Origin of the sequence: Yersinia enterocolitica (genome assembly GCA_002082245.2) — a bacterium.
Classification (GTDB): domain Bacteria; phylum Pseudomonadota; class Gammaproteobacteria; order Enterobacterales; family Enterobacteriaceae; genus Yersinia; species Yersinia enterocolitica_E.
Genome location: NBTC02000002.1, coordinates 3075308 through 3092395, shown reverse-complemented (window position 1 = coordinate 3092395; position 17088 = coordinate 3075308). Strand labels below are relative to the sequence as shown.

The window sequence follows — 17088 nt, the reverse complement described above, 5'->3', positions numbered from 1 at the left end:
CGTCCTGGCGAGTGATATGTCCATTTGTAATGAAATGTTACAGGCATTCATAAGAGTAATTATTTTTAGCCTCGTAATTAATCAGCACTGCTAAGGTCTGATAACGGCCATGTTATTGCAATAGAGTTAATGTTTCATATGGCTGTAAGTTGCACCGGATCACAATTTTAGCTACGCCCTGCGACTCATCCCCAGCTAATCCCCCGGCAGGATGATGCCCTTGTCAGTTCTCATTGGCAGGATAAGGGTAAAATTACCCCACTCACAGGATAGAGACCCCCTATGTCACAGCCTACGCTTAAAAAGGACGATTTCCTGGCCGCACTGATCCGCCAGTGGCAGCGCTTTGGCCTAACCTCCGCTCAGCAAATGACTCAACACCAATGGTGGGAAGCTGTCAGCGCGGCGTTAGCCGAACAATTGGCGGCTCAGCCTGCACCAGGTAAAACCCAAAAAGTCCAACGGCATGTTAACTACATTTCAATGGAGTTTTTGATTGGTCGTTTAACGGCAAACAACCTGATTAATCTGGGTTGGTATGACCAAGTGGAGGCGTTGCTGGCCGAGCAGCAAATTAACCTGTGTGATTTGCTGGAGCAGGAGACTGACCCTGCATTGGGTAATGGCGGTCTTGGGCGTTTGGCGGCCTGTTTCCTTGATTCGATGGCAACCGTTGAGCAACCCGCCACCGGTTATGGTCTGAATTATCAATATGGTCTGTTCCGTCAATCTTTCAGTGAATGTAAACAACAGGAAGCCCCGGACAACTGGCAGCGCGAGAGTTATCCGTGGTTTCGCCATAATGCGGCGTTGGCGGTTGATGTCGGCTTTGCTGGCAAGTTAGAAAAACTCGCTGATGGCCGCCAGGTGTGGCGTCCGGCCTTCACCTTGCGCGGTGAAGCTTGGGATTTACCGGTGCTGGGTTTTCGCAATGGTGTAACACAGCCGTTGCGCCTGTGGCAGGCTACTCATCAACATCCATTTGATTTAACTAATTTTAATGATGGGAAGTTCCTGCTGGCAGAACAAAATGGCGTTGAAGCAGAAAAACTGACCAAAGTATTGTATCCAAACGATAACCATCTGGCCGGCAAACGTCTGCGCCTGATGCAGCAATACTTCCAATGCGCCTGCTCGGTGGCGGATATTTTACGTAAGCATCATCTGGCTGGTCGTAAACTGGCTGAATTGCCTGACTATGAAGTTATTCAACTGAATGATACCCACCCGACTATCGCTATTCCTGAAATGCTGCGAGTACTGCTGGATGAGCATCAGCTAAGCTGGGATGCGGCGTGGGCGATCACCAGTAAAACCTTCGCCTATACCAACCACACGTTGATGCCTGAAGCACTTGAATGTTGGGATGAAAAATTGGTGCGTAGTTTGTTGCCACGCCATTTTGTCATCATCAAGCAGATCAATGCGCAGTTTAAAAAGGTGGTGGATAAGCAATGGCCTGGGGATGAAGCGGTGTGGGCCAAGCTGGCGGTTCATCATAATAAGCAAGTGAGAATGGCCAATCTGTGTGTGGTCAGCGGCTTTGCCGTCAACGGCGTAGCGCAACTGCATTCTGATCTGGTTATCAAAGACTTATTCCCTGAATACTATCAATTATGGCCAAATAAATTCCATAATGTTACTAATGGTATTACGCCGCGCCGTTGGTTGAAGCAATGTAATCCGGCATTATCTGGCCTGATTGATGAAACGCTGAAAGTGGAATGGGCGAATAATCTGGATGCATTAGCTGGGCTTGAGTCTTATGCCGAAGATAAGGCTTTTAGGGGCCGTTATCAGCAGATCAAATATGACAACAAAGTTAAGTTAGCTGAATACGTTAAGCGAACTATGGGGTTGGTGATTAATCCAGACGCCATCTTCGATGTGCAGATTAAGCGGTTGCATGAATATAAGCGTCAGCATTTGAATCTGTTACATATTCTGTCGCTCTACCGCCAGATCCGTGACAACCCGAATCTGGATATTGCGCCGCGGGTGTTCTTGTTTGGTGCCAAAGCTGCACCTGGTTATTATTTAGCTAAGAATATTATTTATGCGATCAATCAGGCCGCCGATAAGATCAACAATGATCCGATCGTCAAAGATCGCCTAAAAGTGGTCTTTATCCCCGATTATCGGGTTTCAGTCGCGGAATTGATGATTCCTGCGGCGGATGTATCGGAGCAGATTTCAACTGCCGGTAAAGAAGCCTCTGGTACTGGCAACATGAAACTGGCACTGAATGGTGCATTGACTGTGGGCACTCTCGATGGGGCTAACGTTGAGATTGCCGAGCAGGTGGGTGACGAGAATATCTTTATTTTCGGTAACACCGTGGAGCAGGTAAAAGCCATTTTGGCGAAAGGCTATAAGCCGCAGAAGTATCTTAAAGCTGACTCGCACCTGAAAAGCATTCTGGATGAGCTGGCCAGTGGTGCGTTCAGCCAAGGTGATAAGCACGCATTTGACATGATGTTGCATAGCCTGTTGGAAGGGGGTGACCCTTATCTGGTATTGGCTGATTTTGCCTCATACTGTCAGGCACAGAAGCAAATTGATGCCCTGTACCGCGATAAGGATGAATGGACCCGCCGTACCATTCTTAACACTGCCCGGGTAGGGATGTTCAGTTCTGACCGTTCAATTCGTGATTACCAATCACGGATTTGGCAAGCCAAACGTTAAGGAGAAGACTGCATGGATCGTAAATCGCTCGATCAAGCAGCGACACTGGCAGGGATAGCCGCCAGCTACATTAATGCTCATGGTAAGCCGCAGGCTATTTTGCCGGAAACCAAGCAGCAGTTGTTGGCGGCCATGGGGCGCACTCAGGTGCCTCAGGACACCTCGACAGAAAATACACCACTACCGGTGGTGAAAGTATTTACTTTTGGTAGCCCAATGCAGCTACCAATGGCGGGTTCAGGCGATTATCACTGGCAATTGCAGACAGAAAAAGGTGAGTTGCACCAGGGGCGTATCAGTGCAAAGAAGACGCTGACATTGCCATCTTCTCTGCCGCAGGGTTATCACCGTTTGATTCTCGAACAAGGGTTACAGCAGTGGCAGTGTTCAATTATTGTGGCACCGAAACGTTGCTATGAGCCAGATGCGTTGCTGGCAGGGAAAAAGTTGTGGGGCGCTTGTGTACAGCTCTATACCCTGCGTTCCGAACGCAACTGGGGGATTGGTGATTTTGGTGATCTCAGCCAAATGTTGGAACAGGTGGGCGAGCGTGGTGGTGCCTTTATCGGTTTGAATCCAATTCATGCGCTGTATCCGGCTAACCCACAGAGTGCTAGCCCCTATAGCCCCTCTTCAAGACGCTGGTTGAATGTGGTTTATATCGACGTGAACCGCGTGGATGAGTTTCAGCACAGTGAAGCGGCGCAGCTCTGGTGGCATCAACCAGCAACGCAACAGACGCTGGCTGAAATTCGGGCTAATGAGTGGGTTGATTATCCGCAAGTTATGCAACTGAAATTGATGGCGCTGCGTTTGGCCTTCCCGTTGTTTACTGCTCGTAAAGTAAAAGATGCGCGGATGCAGGCGTTCCACCAGTTTGTGGAACAAGGCGGTCGTGGTCTGCATCAACAAGCAGCTTTTGATGCGCTACATGCTCATTTAAGTGCGCAAGACCCAATGATGTGGGGCTGGCCGGTGTGGCCAGAAAAATATCGTGATGGGCACAGCAGTGCTGTAGCTGATTTTTGCCGCGAATACGCGAGTGATGTGACCTTCTATCTATGGTTACAGTGGTTGGCCGCCACTCAGTTTGATAACTGTTTTCGCAACAGCCAGACACGAAAAATGCCGATTGGTTTGTACCGTGATTTAGCTGTTGGTGTGGCTGAAGGTGGCGCTGAAACCTGGTGTGACCGCGAGTTATATTGTCTGAAAGCTTCAGTAGGGGCTCCGCCTGATATTTTAGGGCCGCTGGGCCAGAACTGGGGGTTGCCACCAATGGACCCGCACGTCATGGTTGCGCGTGCCTACCAGCCTTTTATCGATTTGCTGCGCGCTAATATGACCAGTTGTGGTGCTCTGCGTATTGATCATGTGATGGCCTTATTGCGTCTGTGGTGGATTCCCTACGGGCAGACTGCCGCCCAGGGGGCTTATGTTAAATATCCGGTCGATGATCTATTGGCGATATTGGCGCTGGAAAGTCAGCGTCATCACTGCATGGTGATTGGCGAGGATTTAGGCACGGTACCGGTAGAAATTGTGGCTAAGCTGCGTGACAGCGGGGTGTATTCCTATAAGGTGCTCTATTTTGAGCATGACAGTGAGAATACCTTCCGTGCGCCACAATCTTATCCGGCACAGGCGATGGCCACCATTACGACCCATGACTTGCCGACCTTACGGGGCTATTGGCAAAGTGACGATCTGACGTTGGGGAATAAGCTGGGGTTATATCCAGACCAACAGATATTGAAGCAGCTTTATCTTGATCGGGAACGGGCCAAGCAAGGATTATTGGAAGGGTTACATCACTATGACTGTGTGCCAAAGAAGGTAGGCCATAAAGCGTCACTCCTCTCGATGAGCCCAGTCCTTAACCGGGGATTACAGCGTTATGTTGCTGACAGCGCCAGCGCATTACTGGGTTTGCAACCGGAAGATTGGTTAGATATGGCGACACCGGTAAACATCCCCGGAACCAGTGAGGAATATCCGAACTGGCGGCGTAAATTGACCTCGACCTTGGAAGAGATGTTTACTGACAGTCAGGTTAATCGTTTATTGAAGGATTTGGATAAGCGGCGCAAGAATGTGTCGGCGGGATGATAAGGGAGGGAATCTCTCAGTAGGCTGCCAATAAAGTGCTCGTGGCGGAGAGAACAGGCAGATCGTAAAGACGCCATCAATACGTCGATGTAGGCTCGTGCCGCGCCATCCCTGGCGCGGACGCTTTACTCTTCTACCTATCCTCGCCGCTCCAGATTGAGTCATCTGGTTTTGTCAGCATTAAGAACAATATTGTTCATTGGTGTTACAGCAAGGCAGCAAGCGAACAAATCCCGATGAGCTGACATCAGTCAGTGATTCGGGTGAGAGAGCGAAGCTAACACCGCTGTAGCGCCAAGGACGCAGGATAATTAGTAATAGGAATGCTCGCCGCGCTGATGCTCGGTCAAATCCCTCACGCCTTTCAATTCTGGGAATTTCTGCAACAGCTCTTTTTCGATGCCTTCTTTCAATGTGACATCAACCATAGAGCACCCGTTACAGCCACCGCCGAATTGCAGGATAGCCAATGCATCTGGTGTGATCTCCATCAATGTTACACGGCCACCATGCCCGGCCAGTTGCGGGTTAATCTGCGATTGCAGAACATATTCAACCCGCTCCATCAATGGTGCAGTATCATCAACTTTACGCATTTTGGCATTAGGCGCTTTCAGGGTAAGTTGAGAGCCTAGTTGGTCAGTGACGAAATCGATTTCAGCGTCGTCCAAATAAGGCTTGCTCATTTCATCAACATAGGCAGATAACTGCTCAAATTTCAGTACAGTATCTGTTGCTTCGACCGCATCCGGTGGGCAGTAAGACACGCCGCATTCAGCGGTGGGTGTTCCGGGGTTGATAACAAATACCCGGATTTGGGTGCCTTCTTCTTGATTTGCCAACAGTTTGGCAAAATGAGATTGTGCTGCGTCTGTTATTGTGATCATGGCATCTGCTCAATAGTTGACTATTCTTGTCGGTTATAATACGCCCATTGCTAGGGTGACTACAAGGTTCGGCAGATACACCACACCTGTAATGAGGCAATCCCCTCGGACCAGAGTAGATCGGCAATCTCATTCAGTGTACTGCCCGTTGTTACGACATCATCCAGCAGAGCAATATGTTGGCCGCGAAGAGACTGTGTACAACGAAATATCCCCCGCATATTTTTACGTCGCGCGGTAGCTTTCAATCGCTGCTGCGGTGGTGTAGCCCGTACTCGCTGTAACGTCATATTACTGTAGTGGCAGCCAAGCCAGTGTGCCAATGGCCGTGCTAACAGGTCTGTTTGGTTATAGCCGCGCCGCCAACAGCGCCTGCGGTGTAAAGGCACACTAATGATTCTTTCTGGCCTGATAACCTTACCCTGACGGTAGGCATCAAGCCAGCGTAACAATAATAAACGGGCCAGTACCGGAGCCAACGGTGTGACGCCGTTAAATTTGAACTTTTTTATCAGCCCGTTCAAGGGCGGAATATAATCACTGACAAAGGTCATACTCGCCCAGCGGGGTGGTGCGTTAAGGCAGCGGCCACAAGGTAATGCCGGGTTAGTGCAGGGCAAGCCGCAGCGAGGGCAACAGGGCGGTAATTTAGGTAAATGCTGGTTGCAATAACAACAAATGCCATGCCTGGGATGATATAACCGCTGCCGGCATAGCCAACACTGGCTGACGATTGTTAGCATGTTTATCTTCCTTGATAAGTGATGTATGACGCGGCTAAGGCAACAGGATATTAACGTATGAAACAACTGTATTGGAACATCTGCGGTGAAGGTGATTGCGATCTTGTGCTGCTGCACGGATGGGGGCTGAACGCCGAAGTCTGGCATTGCATAATTGATAGACTCGCGCCGCATTTTCGTCTGCATTTGGTGGACCTCCCCGGTTATGGGCGCAGCAAAGATTTTGGTACGATGCCACTGTCTGATATGGCGGCAATTGTCTTACAACAAGCACCACCGCGCGCCTTGTGGCTCGGTTGGTCGATGGGCGGGCTGGTGGCCAGTCAGATAGCTTTGACTCAACCAGAGCGCGTGCGTGGGCTGATAACTGTCTCCTCCTCGCCATGTTTTACTGCGCATGATGAATGGCCGGGGATTCGGCCGGAAGTCTTGGCTGGTTTTCAGCAACAGTTAAGTGAGGATTTTCAGCGTACCGTTGAGCGTTTTCTGGCATTGCAAACTTTGGGGACGGAAAGTGCACGACAGGATGCCCGTTTATTGAAAGCGGTGGTGCTACAACACCAGATGCCAGAGGTGGAGGTGTTAATCGGCGGGCTAGACATTCTGCGTACTGCAGATTTACGACCCGCACTGGCCAAATGCACTCTACCTTTGTTGCGCATTTATGGTTATCTGGATGGGCTGGTGCCGCGCAAAGTGGCTTCGTTATTAGATAGTGCCTGGCCGCAGAGTCAATCGGTGGTGATGAAGGGAGCAGCTCATGCCCCTTTTGTTTCTCATCCTGATGATTTTTCAAAATTACTTATAGATTTTTCAGCACATGTTGACGCTAAAATCACACTGGAATAGCTAACTGCCACAGATTTAAGGCCTTAGCACATAGAGATGAATGGAATTTAATGCGTAATTTAATGGCTAAATATTAAATTTACTTAATAATTAAGAAGGTTCAAATTGGCGCATCCCCGCGCACTGGCATGGGGAGAGCCTTTTCTTTAGAGGTGTGGGCGGCCACTGCGCGTGGCGTCACATCAGCCAACTGTCTTTAATTAAATCAATATCATCTCTGTTTTTCTTACTGTTTTTATACGCATTAATCCTTCATTTGCGAGGTATTCGGTATGAATTTATTGAAAAATCTGGCTGTAGCTCTGGTCGTTACGGGGGTTTCTTTTGGCGCGATGGCGGCGAAAGAAATTACTAAAGAAGAAGCGAAGAATTACGAGAAGATTGGCACCATCACCACGTCGGGTCAGGCAACATCGCCGATGGATGTGAAAGAAGAGCTGTCGAAAATGGCGGATGAGAAAGGCGGTAAGTATTATGTGATCATCGCCGAGCGTGAAAAGAAGAAATTTGACGCTGATGCCGATGTTTATAAGTAATAAAAAGGCAGAGATGCCCATCGGGCATCTCTTTTTGTAACTTAATGATGATTTTTTATTTTATAAATCACAGTGTTACATTTATTTTTTCCTTCAGGGCAGCTCTTGCAACTGCCCGTCAGGCACCCACTATTATCTTGCTCAATGCGTTCAACCTTGCCCATTGCCGTCAGCCTTTCTAGCATGGCCTCAACCAGGGGTAAAGGTGTTGCCAATTGCTGGCTTAGTTGACTCGCTCCCACACTACCACTGAGCGCGATGGCATCGCGTAATTGGAGTAGGCTCGCCATCATGCCTCCTGTTGTAACAAAAGCGGTTTGTTAATGGCAATCATTGCTTGCACTCTGACAACAGCTCGCAGGTTTACTGTTTTGCAACCTGACAGTTACCCGGCTCCGCGCGCGGCGCAATCCAAACAAGATCAATGCATTAATCACCATAACCACCGCAATAATCATTAGGCTTTGTTGTGGGTGCTGGTGAAACGTAGCGGCTTGGTAGAACAGGGTTGCCAGTGAGTAGGCCACATTTAACCCCCACAATATTGAGAAGGTCATCCAGCCGCGGCTGGTTTCCCGAGCGATAGCCCCCATGACTGAGACGCAGGGCACATAGAGCAACACAAATATCAGGTAGCTATAGGCAGCAATACTGGAACCGAATTTACTGCTCATCATGCCCATCGAACCGGCTGCCATTTCACCATCACCTTTGCTGGCTTCAATGGGATTGGATAACACGCTAAGGCTAAAAGTATCTTTTAAGCCCTGCCAGGTAGTTTTAACCGCCCCGACCAATTCGCCCGGTAAGTTGAAGCTCTCGGCATCAAAGGGTTCATTCTTAATCTGCTCTGCGGTATAGAGAGTATTGAGTGTCCCTACCACCACTTCTTTTGCCATGGCGCCGGTCACTAACCCCACGGTTGCCTGCCAGTTATCGCCATGAACACCCATGGGTGCCAGCAGTGGCGTCAGCACTTTACTGACTGAGGCCAGTGCTGAGTCATTGATGCTATCTACCGGTTTGCCACTGAAAGAGAAGCTGTTCAGGCCGCCGATGAAGATACTGGCAATGACAATCACTTTCCCTGCGCGCAGGACAAAACCTTTTAACCGTTGCCAGGTTTGCAATAATAAACTCTTTAGATGGGGCACATGATAAACCGGCAGTTCCATCACAAAGGGTGAGGCTTCGCCACGCATAATGGTGTATTTCAGCACCAGCCCAGTGAGGATGGCGACCGCGATACCCAATAGATAAAGAGAGAAAACGATACTGGCCCCATCCTGACCGAAGAATGCCGCCGCGAAGACGGCAAAAATCGCCAGCCGTGCGCCACAGGACATAAAGGGTGCCATCATGATGGTTATCAGGCGTTCGCGTTGCGCATCCAGTGTTCGTGCACCCATGATCGAGGGCACATTACAGCCGAAACCGACAATCAGTGGTACGAAGGATTTACCCGGTAACCCCAGCGCCTGCATCAGCCGGTCCATAACAAATGCGGCTCGGGCCATATAACCGGAGTCTTCCAAAAAGGAGAGAAACAGGTACATCATGCCAATTTGTGGCACCAACGGCAGCACGGTATTAATCCCGCCCCCCACGCCTTGAGCGAGGAAGATGGTTAACCACTGTGGGAAATGCAGCGTATAACCCACCCATTGCAACCCCTGAATAAAGATAGCCGCAGAGCCGATATCAAATATGGGTTGCAACGCCCCACCGATATTGATGGCTAAGACAAACATTAAATACATGACAAACAGAAAGATCGGGACACCTAACCAGCGATTAAGGATCACTTTATCAAGCGCTTGTGTCAGGCGGTTCGGTTCCGCTTGCTGCGAGTTACCGACCACATCACAGATGCGGGCAATACTTTGATAGCGGGCATCGGCTATCACCAGCTCGGGATCTTCGTGTTGGCTTGCTCGCAGATTTTCACGCGCTAGCGCCACGATTGAGGGCGCTATGCCTGCACGTGCCAGGCTATAGATATCACCTTCCAATATTTGCAGTGCCAGCCAACGGCGCTGCTGTACCGGCCAGGACTCAGGCATGGCCTGTACCAACTTATCTACTTCACTGAGTAGCACTGGCGGGTAGTTAACCAAAGCCTTAAAGGGAATCGGCTGAAGTTCATCAATACTGCTTTTTAATTCATTGATACCCTGCCCGCGAGTGGAGACCAGCGGAATAACCGGGCAACCTAACTGCTGAGATAATGCCTTGATATCAATATCGATATGTTGGCTTTTGGCAATATCCAACATATTGAGCGCCACAATACAGGGAATACCCAATTCAACCAGTTGCAGTGTCAGGTAGAGATTGCGCTCCAGATTCACCGCATCAATGACATTAATCAGCAGGTCAGCTTCACCACTTAGAATGTAGTGACAAGCAATTTGCTCATCCAGCGAGGTTTGCTCAGAAATGGTGGTCAGGGAGTAGGTTCCCGGCAGGTCAACCAATGTCACTTGATGTTGCGCGGTAGTGAAATGGCCTTCTTTGCGCTCCACCGTAACCCCGGCCCAGTTCCCCACCCGTTGGCGGGCACCGGTTAACTGGTTAAAAAGGGTGGTTTTACCTGCATTGGGATTGCCGATCAGGCCGATTGTGAGTGCTTTCATGATCCAACGTGATATTAGTAAATTAAAATCAGACTACGCAGGGGGGCTTTGACACGCAGCCCGGCAGCCAAAATAGGATGTTGACCCGCAATATTAGGGTTGCAAGTCCAGCGTAAGCAGATCTAAGTCTTTTTTCCGTAGCACCAGACTGACGCGGCGGGTCTCTATCTGAATGGGGTCACCTAATGGCGCGAGGCGGACAACATTAAACGAAGAGCCGGGCAGCATACCCAGTGACAATAATTTCTGCCGGTAAGCCGGGCTGATTTCAGGCGAGAAACCAACAATTTTATAGGAACGCTGCGGGATAAGATGCATAGGTGCCTCTTGTTATTACGTTATTGGCGTACCAAAATTCAGAGTGATACGACTCTAAAAGGTAATAGATAAAATAATAATAGTAAGAATCGTTTTCATATTCAACTAAGGTGAAATACTCAAAGGTAAGTATTCGTTACTATTTCATTTTTATATACCCGTCATACTTCCATCTGCCTGTGTGTTGGCTACGCTCACTAACCCGAATCACTTACTCATGTAAGCTTATCGGGATTATCTCGCTTGCCGCCTTCCTGCAACTCGAATTATTTAGGGTATAATTAATGAGTCTGATTTTTATTTATGCTTGTTTTACCATCAAATTAACATAATCGCAAATGAAAATAATGAGTTAAATCAGTTAACTGAATGTTTCCATTATGCCCTGTTAGGGCAGTTAAATACCGATTGTTAACATAATTAATTCACTCACATTTTAATAAAATAACATTCGGATTTTAATTAACTCACAGAATGTCTTCATAATTATTTATAAATTAGAGTGAATAATTGACGAAATTAACCCTCATGTTAAATAGATTGTTAAATTAACGCCGATTTAATCATGATGTAAACGTCATTTCGCAGCAGAAAAGAATCGCGTGCTAATTAATTTAAAAGATAAATCTTCAGCTTTATAGAAGAAAAGGATATGAGAGGAAATATTAAAGATGTCGCGATAATTTGAAACAAAAACGTAAATGAAAAAAGGGCCACCAACGTGGCCCTGAGTAGAGATATCAGCGTTTTTTAAATGCCGCCGCCAGTGCATCACTCATGGCGCTGTTGCTACCAGAATTACTGTCTGCCCGGCCCTTGGCTGCTGGGCGACTGTTCGCATCATTGCTGTTACGAGGCTGGCTGGCACCACGATTGTCATTACGACCATTGGCGCTGCTATTCGCACTATTAGCGCCATTGTTACCACGACGCGAGCCGCCTTCACCAGGCTGTTCATCAAGGCGCATGGTCAGGGCAATGCGCTTGCGTTGCAAATCCACTTCCATGACTTTCACTTTGACGATATCCCCGGCTTTCACCACCTTATGTGGGTCATCGACAAACTTATCCGCCAGTGATGAAATATGTACCAAACCATCCTGATGAACACCAATATCAACAAAGGCACCAAAGTTGGTCACGTTAGTGACCGAGCCTTCGAGGATCATGCCCGGAGTCAGGTCATTGAGCGTCTCTACACCTTCAGCGAAGGTTGCGGTTTTGAACTCAGGGCGTGGGTCACGGCCTGGCTTTTCTAACTCGCGTAGAATATCGGTGACCGTCGGGACACCAAATTGCTCGGTGGTGAAATCACGCGCATTAAGATTACGCAGCGCGGTAGCATTACCCATTAGGTCCTGCAATGCCTGTTCAGTTGCAGCCAAAATGTGCTCAACAATCGGGTAGGCTTCTGGATGCACGGTTGATGCGTCCAGCGGGTTATTGCCATGATTGATACGCAGGAAGCCGGCACACTGCTCGAAGGCTTTCGGCCCGAGGCGGCTGACTTTGAGCAATTGCTCACGGTTATGGAAGCGGCCATTCTCATCACGCCAGCTAACAATGTTTTGCGCCATCATGCGGGTTAAACCCGCAACCCGGGTCAGTAACGGCACCGACGCGGTGTTTAAATCCACACCCACGGCGTTTACGCAGTCTTCCACTACCGCATCCAGCTTTTTCGCCAGTTGGCTTTGGCTAACATCATGTTGATACTGGCCGACCCCGATAGATTTCGGGTCAATTTTTACCAGTTCAGCCAGTGGATCTTGTAACCGCCGGGCAATAGACACTGCACCACGGATGGAGACATCCAGATCTGGGAACTCCAGCGCCGCCAACTCCGAGGCGGAGTAAACCGAGGCTCCAGCTTCGCTGACAATCACTTTTTGCGCGGTGACTGCCGGATACTGTTGCTGTAGCTCGACAAAGAAACGCTCGGTTTCCCGCGATGCCGTACCATTCCCGATAGCCACCAGTTCAACCTGATGCTTGATGCATAGGGCGGCCACCACGGCGGCGGCTTTAGCAGCCTGCCCGGTATGAGGGTAGATGGTATCAAAGGCAACCAGCTTGCCGGTAGCGTCCACTATCGCCACTTTCACCCCAGTCCGCAGGCCCGGATCAAGGCCCATGGTGGCGCGCATGCCGGCAGGGGCTGCCATCAACAGATCTTGCATGTTACGGGCGAATACGTTGATTGCTTCATCTTCGGCTCGTTCGCGCAGGGTACTCATCAGCTCGGTTTCCAGATGCATCAGCACTTTGATACGCCAGGTCCAGTTGACCACCGCTTTGCGCCAACCGTCTGCTGGCGCATTATTCAGCCGCAGGTCGAGATGGTTAATAATTATCTGCTCGCCCTGACTTTCGCGCGGCGGTTCGTCAAACTGCGGATCCGGATTTAGCGCCAGTTGCAGCACACCTTCATTACGTCCACGGAACATTGCCAGTGCGCGGTGAGAAGGGACTTGGGCGATAGGTTCGTGGCTGTCAAAGTAATCGCGGAATTTAGCGCCTTCCTGCTCTTTGCCTTCCACCACTTTTGCTACCAAATGGGCATTTTTCCACAAATACTGGCGCACTTTCGCCAGTAGGGTTGCATCTTCTGCAAAGCGCTCCATCAGGATATAGCGTGCACCATCCAGTGCCGCTTTCGTATCTGCAACACCTTTATCGGCATCAACATAAGCGAGAGCAACCTGTTCTGGCTCTTGCTGTGGGTCATGCCATAAACTGTCCGCCAATGGTTCCAGACCGGCTTCAATCGCAATCTGACCACGGGTGCGGCGCTTCGGTTTATAAGGGAGATATAAATCTTCAAGCTCAGTTTTACTCATGGTGCCATTGATGGCACCGGCCAACTGCTCAGTGAGCTTGCCCCTTTCTTCAATTGATTTAAGAATGGTTTGGCGGCGCTCTTCGAGTTCACGCAGATAGCCCAAACGACTTTCCAACTGGCGCAACTGGGTATCATCCAACCCGCCGGTAACTTCCTTACGATACCGCGAAATAAACGGCACGGTATTACCTTCATCAAGCAGGCGGATAGCAGAGATAACTTGCTCCGGCCGCGCCTGTAGTTCGCTTGCAATAATGCTGCTCAGTTGTTCATTCATAAGTCTGATGTCAAGTCTGATAGTGAGTAGGAAAAATGGCAGAAGATAGTTATACGGATTGCCCGGATAAATTGCCAGTAGAGCGGCAGCAGAGCTTGAGGTAACGTGGACTTATCGGTAAAAAGTTAGGGTATAGTAGAAGCATCAATGCCAAAGGGATAATTATATGGCGAAAAGTAATTACATTACCCGCGAAGGCTGGCAGGCGCTGGATCGTGAATTGCATTATCTGTGGCGGGAAGAGCGCCCGGTGGTAACACAGGCGGTGTCTGAAGCCGCAGCAATGGGTGACCGTTCGGAAAACGCTGAATATATCTATGGTAAGAAGCGGCTACGAGAGATTGATCGCCGGGTACGCTTTTTGACCAAACGCCTTGAGGTGCTGAAAGTTGTCGACCCTGACCCGCGTCAGGAAGGAAAAGTCTTTTTTGGTGCCTGGGTGCGGGTAGAAAATGAATTAGAAGAGCAGCGCATCTTTCGCCTGGTTGGGCCGGATGAGTTTGATCCGGCAAAAAAATGGATTTCTATCGATTCACCGGTTGCCCGTGCCTTAATTGGCAAGCAGGTGGAGGATGAGGTGACGGTTCAGACACCAAATGGTGAAGCAACCTACTGGATATTAGAGATCCGCTACCGCCCATTTGACGAAAGTGTTGATAATTAGGCACAACAATAAGCTTTGTAACAATTTCGACTAGAATGTATACCATAAAAAGCTGTCTGTTATACACGTCATACTTCAAGCTGCATGTGTGTTGGCTTCCTTCGTTCACCCTCCGTCACTGACTCATGTAAGTGACCGAGGGCTCGCTCAGTTGCCGCCTTCCTGCGACTCGAATTATTTAGGGTATAAAGTAAGTTTTTTTAACAATGTACAGGTTCGAGCAATACGGCCTTTGGGAGTAATAAAATGCAAGAGAATCACAAGATTCTGGTCGTTGATGACGATATGCGCCTGCGCGCGCTGTTGGAACGTTACCTAACAGAGCAAGGTTTCCAGGTGCGCAGCGTTGCCAATGCTGAACAGATGGATCGCTTGCTGACCCGTGAGTCTTTCCACCTGATGGTGCTTGATCTGATGTTACCGGGTGAAGATGGTCTATCTATCTGCCGCCGTCTGCGTAGCCAAAGTAACCCGATGCCGATCATTATGGTGACGGCTAAGGGTGAGGAAGTTGACCGTATCGTCGGATTGGAAATTGGTGCTGACGATTATATTCCTAAGCCATTCAACCCCCGAGAATTACTGGCCCGTATTCGTGCGGTGTTACGCCGTCAGGCTAACGAGCTACCGGGTGCACCTTCACAGGAAGAAGCAGTGATTGCGTTTGGTAAGTTCAAACTCAATTTAGGCACGCGCGAGATGTTTCGTGAAGATGAGCCTATGCCACTGACTAGCGGTGAGTTTGCGGTGCTGAAAGCCTTGGTGAGTCATCCACGTGAGCCGTTGTCACGCGATAAGCTGATGAATCTGGCCCGAGGTCGCGAATACAGTGCGATGGAGCGTTCCATCGACGTACAGATTTCACGTCTGCGGCGTATGGTCGAGGAAGATCCGGCGCATCCGCGCTATATCCAAACTGTATGGGGCTTGGGCTACGTATTTGTACCGGACGGCAGTAAAGCATGAGGCGATGGCGCTTTTCTCCACGTAGCTCATTTGCCCGAACCTTATTACTGATTGTGACCTTGCTGTTCGTCAGTCTGGTCACCACGTATTTGGTGGTGCTGAATTTCGCCATTTTGCCCAGTTTGCAGCAGTTTAACAAAGTGTTGGCGTATGAAGTTCGTATGCTGATGACTGACCGGCTGCAATTGGAAGATGGCACGCTACTTGAAGTCCCGCCGGCGTTTCGGCGTGAGATTTACCGTGAATTGGGGATTTCGCTTTATACCAATGCTGCGGCGGAGGAAAGTGGCCTGCGTTGGGCACAGCATTACAAATTTCTCAGTGATCAAATGGCCCAACAATTGGGTGGGCCAACCGATGTTCGGGTCGAAGTTAATAAAAACTCCCCTGTTGTCTGGCTAAAGACGTGGTTATCGCCGGATATTTGGGTACGAGTGCCATTAACTGAGATCCATCAGGGCGATTTCTCGCCACTGTTCCGTTATACCCTGGCAATTATGTTATTGGCTGTAGGGGGAGCCTGGCTGTTTATCCGTATTCAGAATCGGCCATTAGTTGAGCTGGAGCATGCCGCTTTGCAGGTGGGTAAAGGGATTATTCCGCCACCGCTACGGGAGTATGGTGCGTCAGAGGTGCGTTCGGTTACCCGGGCATTTAACCAAATGGCCGCCGGCGTGAAGTTGTTGGCGGATGATCGGACCTTGCTGATGGCTGGGGTTAGCCATGATTTACGCACGCCGTTGACCCGTATTCGTTTGGCGACTGAAATGATGAGTGAAGCCGATGGATACCTTTCTGAGTCAATCAATAAAGATATCGAAGAGTGCAACGCCATTATTGAGCAATTTATCGATTATCTACGTACCGGGCAGGAGATGCCGACAGAGTCGAGTGATTTGAATGCCGTACTCGGTGAAGTGATCGCGGCTGAAAGTGGTTATGAGCGGGTAATCGAGACTGATTTGTGTGCAGGTGAAGTGCTGGTGGATATCCATCCGTTATCGATTAAGCGTGCGTTGGCCAATATGGTGGTGAATGCGGCGCGTTACGGTAATGGCTGGATAAAAGTCAGTAGTGGCACTGAGCTACAGCGTGCGTGGTTCCAGGTTGAGGATGACGGCCCTGGTATCAAGCCTGAAGATTTGAAGCATCTGTTCCAGCCTTTTGTGCGTGGCGATAGCGCGCGGAGTACCAGTGGTACTGGACTGGGCTTGGCGATTGTGCAGCGGATTATTGATGCCCACGCCGGTTCGTTGGATATCGGTACCAGTGAGCGAGGCGGTTTACGGATCCGGGCGTATATTCCGTTGCCGTTAGATATGAAGGCGAAGCCACCGGCGGTAGTGTGAGTTTTATTTTGGTTATTTAGTATGGTGATCAGGTTCGGTTGATATGAGTTTAGTGATCGGGTTCGGTTATGGTGGGGTCGGATCAGGTTTCGGTTGATATGAGTTAAGTGCCTAATTTACCTCCGTAGCCTCAACCGAGCAGGAGGGCAAGCCGGCCCTCCTGCACCTGCGGCTTGCGCGAAATATTGCCCTACGGGTAAACCGCCTACGTCTTTCGTGCTGAC

Annotated in this window: 13 protein-coding genes and 2 pseudogenes; 9 read left to right on the top strand and 6 right to left on the bottom strand. The window is 49.5% G+C overall.

Going from position 1 to position 17088, the window contains the following annotated elements; translation table 11 throughout:
- Nucleotides 1–282: 282 nt before the first annotated feature.
- Complete coding sequence (locus A6J66_015745) at nucleotides 283–2688, top strand: maltodextrin phosphorylase (GenBank protein PNM25500.1); 2406 nt, start codon at nucleotides 283–285, stop codon at nucleotides 2686–2688.
- Between the two features lie 12 nt (nucleotides 2689–2700).
- Nucleotides 2701–4797, top strand: a complete 2097-nt coding sequence (locus tag A6J66_015740) for a 4-alpha-glucanotransferase (protein PNM25499.1) — start codon at nucleotides 2701–2703, stop codon at nucleotides 4795–4797.
- Between the two features lie 311 nt (nucleotides 4798–5108).
- Here the strand turns inward: A6J66_015740 and A6J66_015735 are convergent, their stop codons facing one another.
- Together A6J66_015735 and A6J66_015730 are read right to left on the bottom strand one after the other, a co-directional pair.
- Nucleotides 5109–5684, bottom strand: a complete 576-nt coding sequence (locus tag A6J66_015735) for an iron-sulfur cluster biogenesis protein NfuA (GenBank protein ID PNM25498.1) — start codon at nucleotides 5682–5684, stop codon at nucleotides 5109–5111.
- 59 nt (nucleotides 5685–5743) lie between these two features.
- Nucleotides 5744–6427, bottom strand: a complete 684-nt coding sequence (locus A6J66_015730) for a DNA utilization protein GntX (GenBank protein PNM25497.1) — start codon at nucleotides 6425–6427, stop codon at nucleotides 5744–5746.
- A 57-nt stretch (nucleotides 6428–6484) separates the two neighbouring features.
- On the opposite strand from A6J66_015730, the gene bioH reads away from it, so the two are divergent.
- Nucleotides 6485–7276, top strand: coding sequence for a pimeloyl-[acyl-carrier protein] methyl ester esterase (gene bioH, locus A6J66_015725; GenBank protein PNM25496.1), 792 nt, complete (start codon nucleotides 6485–6487; stop codon nucleotides 7274–7276).
- Nucleotides 7277–7548: 272 nt separating this feature from the next.
- Nucleotides 7549–7812: a DUF1471 domain-containing protein gene (locus tag A6J66_015720; protein ID PNM25495.1), complete on the top strand. Its 264-nt coding sequence runs from the start codon at nucleotides 7549–7551 to the stop codon at nucleotides 7810–7812.
- A 41-nt stretch (nucleotides 7813–7853) separates the two neighbouring features.
- On the opposite strand, the gene A6J66_015715 is transcribed toward A6J66_015720, so the two are convergent.
- From A6J66_015715 to A6J66_015705, 3 genes are all read right to left on the bottom strand, one after another.
- A complete protein-coding gene (locus A6J66_015715) occupies nucleotides 7854–8102 on the bottom strand; it encodes a ferrous iron transporter C (protein PNM25494.1) in 249 nt (82 codons plus the stop codon).
- Between the two features lie 30 nt (nucleotides 8103–8132).
- Nucleotides 8133–10448 (bottom strand): Fe(2+) transporter permease subunit FeoB, encoded by a 2316-nt coding sequence (feoB, locus tag A6J66_015710; protein PNM25493.1) that lies wholly within the window; start codon nucleotides 10446–10448, stop codon nucleotides 8133–8135.
- Nucleotides 10449–10541: 93 nt separating this feature from the next.
- Nucleotides 10542–10766, bottom strand: a complete 225-nt coding sequence (locus tag A6J66_015705) for an iron transporter (GenBank protein PNM25492.1) — start codon at nucleotides 10764–10766, stop codon at nucleotides 10542–10544.
- A 177-nt stretch (nucleotides 10767–10943) separates the two neighbouring features.
- On the opposite strand from A6J66_015705, the pseudogene A6J66_015700 reads away from it, so the two are divergent.
- Nucleotides 10944–11045, top strand: a pseudogene (locus tag A6J66_015700) (type I methionyl aminopeptidase).
- Nucleotides 11046–11506: 461 nt separating this feature from the next.
- Here the strand turns inward: A6J66_015700 and A6J66_015695 are convergent.
- Nucleotides 11507–13885: an RNA-binding transcriptional accessory protein gene (locus tag A6J66_015695; protein ID PNM25491.1), complete on the bottom strand. Its 2379-nt coding sequence runs from the start codon at nucleotides 13883–13885 to the stop codon at nucleotides 11507–11509.
- Nucleotides 13886–14051: 166 nt separating this feature from the next.
- Here A6J66_015695 and A6J66_015690 point away from each other — a divergent pair, with 166 nt between their 5' ends.
- From A6J66_015690 to A6J66_015675, 4 genes and pseudogenes are all read left to right on the top strand, one after another.
- Nucleotides 14052–14549 carry a transcription elongation factor GreB gene (locus A6J66_015690; protein ID PNM25490.1) on the top strand — a complete coding sequence of 166 codons (498 nt, stop codon included), beginning with the start codon at nucleotides 14052–14054 and terminating at the stop codon, nucleotides 14547–14549.
- Nucleotides 14550–14609: 60 nt separating this feature from the next.
- Nucleotides 14610–14739: pseudogene (locus A6J66_015685) on the top strand (methionine aminopeptidase).
- Between the two features lie 56 nt (nucleotides 14740–14795).
- The gene (locus tag A6J66_015680) at nucleotides 14796–15515 is read left to right on the top strand and encodes a two-component system response regulator OmpR (protein ID PNM25489.1); all 720 of its coding nucleotides are present in this window, start codon (nucleotides 14796–14798) and stop codon (nucleotides 15513–15515) included.
- A complete protein-coding gene (locus A6J66_015675) occupies nucleotides 15512–16864 on the top strand; it encodes a two-component system sensor histidine kinase EnvZ (protein ID PNM25488.1) in 1353 nt (450 codons plus the stop codon). Before A6J66_015680 ends, A6J66_015675 begins: the two co-directional genes overlap by 4 nt.
- The last annotated feature ends 224 nt before the right edge of the window (nucleotides 16865–17088 follow it).

Bases quoted from the DNA above. Each gene is read 5' to 3' on its own strand.
- A6J66_015705 (PNM25492.1), bottom strand. From the start codon at position 10,766: ATGCATCTTATCCCGCAGCGTTCCTATAAAATTGTTGGTTTCTCGCCT.
- A6J66_015675 (PNM25488.1), top strand. From the start codon at position 15,512: ATGAGGCGATGGCGCTTTTCTCCACGTAGCTCATTTGCCCGAACCTTA.
- A6J66_015695 (PNM25491.1), bottom strand. From the start codon at position 13,885: ATGAATGAACAACTGAGCAGCATTATTGCAAGCGAACTACAGGCGCGG.
- A6J66_015690 (PNM25490.1), top strand. From the start codon at position 14,052: ATGGCGAAAAGTAATTACATTACCCGCGAAGGCTGGCAGGCGCTGGAT.
- A6J66_015730 (PNM25497.1), bottom strand. From the start codon at position 6,427: ATGCTAACAATCGTCAGCCAGTGTTGGCTATGCCGGCAGCGGTTATAT.
- A6J66_015680 (PNM25489.1), top strand. From the start codon at position 14,796: ATGCAAGAGAATCACAAGATTCTGGTCGTTGATGACGATATGCGCCTG.
- feoB (PNM25493.1), bottom strand. From the start codon at position 10,448: ATGAAAGCACTCACAATCGGCCTGATCGGCAATCCCAATGCAGGTAAA.
- A6J66_015735 (PNM25498.1), bottom strand. From the start codon at position 5,684: ATGATCACAATAACAGACGCAGCACAATCTCATTTTGCCAAACTGTTG.
- A6J66_015740 (PNM25499.1), top strand. From the start codon at position 2,701: ATGGATCGTAAATCGCTCGATCAAGCAGCGACACTGGCAGGGATAGCC.
- bioH (PNM25496.1), top strand. From the start codon at position 6,485: ATGAAACAACTGTATTGGAACATCTGCGGTGAAGGTGATTGCGATCTT.
- A6J66_015745 (PNM25500.1), top strand. From the start codon at position 283: ATGTCACAGCCTACGCTTAAAAAGGACGATTTCCTGGCCGCACTGATC.
- A6J66_015715 (PNM25494.1), bottom strand. From the start codon at position 8,102: ATGGCGAGCCTACTCCAATTACGCGATGCCATCGCGCTCAGTGGTAGT.
- A6J66_015720 (PNM25495.1), top strand. From the start codon at position 7,549: ATGAATTTATTGAAAAATCTGGCTGTAGCTCTGGTCGTTACGGGGGTT.